Source organism: Belnapia sp. AC561 (assembly GCF_979252845.1).
Window position 1 is genome coordinate 1 of record NZ_CEEDBP010000161.1, and the last position, 289, is coordinate 289.

Sequence of the window (289 nt, forward strand, 5' to 3'; positions counted from 1 at the left end):
GTTTATTGGTATCCATTATAATCCACTTATACCTTTATAAATCATTTGCAAAGCCAAAAATGTTACCACTATAGCAAATACTATTTTAAGCTTGTCGGTTTTGGTTCTTAATAAAACTTTAGATCCTAGTGATGCGCCTGTTAAAACGCCTATACAAACCGGCATTGCAATACCCGGGTCTATTTGTCCGCGGTGCAAATAAACAACAGCGCTTGCGGCCGCGGTAACCCCCATCATAAAGTTACTGGTGGTTGTAGAAACCTTAAAAGGTAAACGCATTATATTATCC

Annotated in this window: 1 protein-coding gene; it reads right to left on the reverse strand. The window is 38.4% G+C overall.

Annotation, left to right across the window (positions count from 1 at the left end; all coding sequences use genetic code 11):
* Window positions 1-15 precede the first annotated feature (15 nt).
* The coding region (locus AC0IW9_RS30575) for a sulfite exporter TauE/SafE family protein (RefSeq protein ID WP_471652070.1) at window positions 16-289 on the reverse strand (274 nt) is incomplete at its 5' end.